The organism is Thiocapsa sp., from assembly GCF_011390875.1.
Taxonomy (GTDB): domain Bacteria; phylum Pseudomonadota; class Gammaproteobacteria; order Chromatiales; family Chromatiaceae; genus Thiocapsa.
Genome location: NZ_JAABRP010000341.1, coordinates 1 through 3363 on the forward strand (window position 1 = coordinate 1; position 3363 = coordinate 3363).

Annotated in this window: 1 protein-coding gene; it reads left to right on the plus strand. The window is 64.4% G+C overall.

From position 1 onward, the window contains the following. On the plus strand, nt 1–2676 hold a 2676-nt coding region (locus tag GPT33_RS18135), incomplete at its 5' end, for an ATP-binding protein (protein ID WP_296811884.1). Between the last annotated feature and the right edge of the window lie 687 nt (nt 2677–3363).

A 3363-nucleotide genomic window follows, 5' to 3' on the forward strand; every position in this document is an offset into this window, starting at 1 on the left:
GCTTTTCCAGAGGTGGTGGGCACGGAATTTGAGCAAGTTTACCGGCGCACCATGGGCGCGGAAGTGTCCACCCACCTCGAATCCTTTTACGAGCCGATGAACACCTGGTTCGGCATTGACTGCCACCCTTCGGAAGATGGGGTGTCGGTGTACTTTCGCGATGTCACCGCGCGGCGCCTTGCGCAGCAGCACCTCCGCTTGCTTGAAGCGGGCGTGGCCCACCTCAACGACACCGTCATCATCACCGAGTCGGCGCCCGAGCTTGCGCATGGCGTGCGCATGGTGTTTGTCAACGATGCCTTCTCGCGCATGTTGGGCTATTCCCGCGACGAGGTGCTGGGACGCTCGCCAAACCTGTTCAGTGGGCCGCTGACCGATACGGCCGAGCTCGGCCGCATCGGTGAGGCCATTGCCCGCTGCGAGCCGGTTCACACCGAACTGATCGTGTACACCCGCAGCGGAAGTTCGCACTGGATTGACCTGAATATCACACCGGTGGCCCCGTCGGGTGAAGGCTGCTCCCATTTCGTTTGCATCGCGCGCGACATCAGCGAGCGCCGGCACAACGAAGAAAAGCTGCGCGAGCTGAATGCGGGGCTTGAAAACCGGGTGCGCCACCGGACCCTGGAACTGGAGCAGGCGCGCGAGCTGGCTGAGCAGGCCAATCGCGCCAAGTCTTCGTTCCTTGCCATGATGAGCCACGAAATCCGCACGCCCATGAACGGCGTGGTCGGCATGATGGATGTGCTGGAGCGGAGCCGGCTCGACCCCGATCAGCGTGATCAGATGAAGACGGCGCGCGAGTCGGCTTATGCGCTGATGGCCATCGTGGACGATGTGCTGGACTTCTCCAAGATCGAAGCCGGCCAGTTCGACATCGACCGCGAGCCGATGGATGTGGCCGCGGTCGTTGAGTGCGCAAGCGATGCCGTGCACCCGCTGGCTGTGAAGCGGGGTGTGGGCCTGAGCCTGTACGTCGACCCGCGCTTGCCGCTTCGCATGTTGGGCGATGCCGCGCGGCTGCGGCAGGTGCTGCTGAATCTGCTGGGCAACGCGATCAAGTTCAGCCAGGGGCCGTCGCGCCGCGGCCTGGTGTCCGTGCGGGCGCTTCGTGATGCGGGCGAGGGCGGCAACGACACCCTGGTGATTGAAGTGTCTGACAACGGCATTGGCATGGGTGCCGACACCCTGGCCCGTCTGTTCTCGCCGTTTACCCAGGCCGACGCCAGCACCACCCGGCGCTTCGGGGGCACCGGGCTGGGGCTCAGCATTTCGCACCGCCTGTTGTCGTTGATGGGGGGCGAGGTGGCTGTGCGCAGCGCCGTGGATGAGGGGTCGACCTTCACGGTGCGTTTGCCCATCGCAAGCACCGTAAACACGCCAGACGGCGACAACACGGGCTCGGCGGCCATGTCGAAGTCGCTGGCGGGGCTGTTTTGCCTGGTGGTGGGGGCTGCCGAAAGCCCGGCCGATGACCTGGCCGACTACCTGAGCCATGCCGGCGCAGCAGTCACCAGTTTGCAGACCCAGGAGCAGGCCCAGGCATGGCTGCGCAGTGCGGCCCCGGGTGCGTGCGTTGTGGTGATCGCCGAGTCGCCCACCGCCACCAGATGCCGCGACCCCATGGTGGAGGCCGGCCGCGCCGTGGGGTTGGAACGGCCCGAGCTGGCGCTGACCTTTGTGGTGGTGGAGCGTGGCCACCCCCGCCGGCCACGCCACCCGGCGCTGGACACGGTGTGGCTGGCGGGCGAGGGCCTGCACCGGGGAAAATTTGTCAACAGCGTGGCCCTAGTGGCCAAGCTGCAGCCGTGGGAGCCAGCTACCCACACGGCCACCGAGCTGCATGCCTTCGCGCCGGCTTCGCATGAGCCCCTACCGGGTGATGTGGAGCCCACCCAGGCCAAACCTTTGATCCTGGTGGCGGAAGACAATGAAATCAACCAAAAGGTGCTGACCCAGCAGCTGTCGCTGCTCGGCTACCGCGCCCATGTGGCGGCCAACGGCGAAGAGGCACTTGCATGCTGGCGCAGGGGCGGCCATGTCTTGTTGCTGACCGACCTGCACATGCCGTTGATGGACGGCTACGCCCTGACCGCTGCGCTGCGGGCCGAGGAGGTGGGTGGTGCCCGGCTGCCGATCATCGCCTTGACGGCGAACGCCCAGCGTGAAGAGGAGACGCAGTGCCTTCAGGCCGGTATGGATGCTTACCTGAGCAAGCCGGTTCGTTTGGCGCATCTGAAATCGACGATCGAAGCCTGGTTGCCTTGCTCGCCAACTTCGCTGCCTGTAGTCGCGGTGGACCCGTTGGCGCCCACGGCATTGCTGCCGGTCAATCTTGGCGTGCTGGCGAATTTCATTGGCGACGATCCGGGCGTGATGCAGGACGTGCTGAAATCTTTCCGGGCCAGCACAAGGAGTTCTGCCCTGGCGATGACCAAAGCCCACGCTGTCGGCGGTACCCGGACCATGTTTGAAGTGGCCCACAAACTGAAGTCGGCCGCACGGGCCATCGGTGCAGCGAGACTCGGACAGATCTGCGCCGATATTGAAGAGGTGACCGCCACGGCACAGGACACCCGGGCGCTCGATCCGATGTTGGCGTGTTTTTTGGAAGAGTTGCTCACCGTTCATGCTTATCTCGACCAACACCAGGACAGCGATGAACAGACCCGTTAAAGGCATCTGGCTGCGCGTCAGGGGTTCACTGGAGAGCATGCCAAGAGACCTCGCACGAGCAACACCCGGGTGCTGGTGGTTTCGGACAACACCGGTGTCGCCCAACTGATCCAGCGCCAGCTGAGCGGGAATTTCACCTAGGTCAAGGTTTCAACCGATGCCGAGCGGTGCTTGCAGGAGTTCGAGTGCCATTCACCCGAGGTCTTGGTGCTGGCCTTTGAACGGCTTGACAAGGCGCAGTGCTATGGCCTGGGTCTTTGCCGCTACCCCCACCGCACGGTGATTCTTTGCAGCAAAGACGAAGTGCACGCTGTTTTCGAGTTGTGCAAACAAGCCCAATTTGACGACTACGTGCTCTACTGGCCCCACAGCCAGGATGGTTCGCGCTTGGCGATGAGCGTGTGGAATGCCGGGCGCCAGGCGAGCGTGCCGAGGGCGGTGCCCCCACAGCCCACTTGCCCGTAGACACCTGGGGGGCCGCTTGTCCAACGCGACCACCTGCTCGGCAGCGCGCCCGCCCAGGCAGCAGCCAGCAGCATGGACATGGCGTTTGAAAGCCAGGAACAGACACCGGCGCGCCCCGCAAAGCCTGCGCCGCTGCTGGAGCAAGGTCGCGCCCGCCGGGTGGTGATGGTGGTGGATGACGATGAGTTCGCGCGCGTGCTGGTCGAACAGGTGCTTGACCCA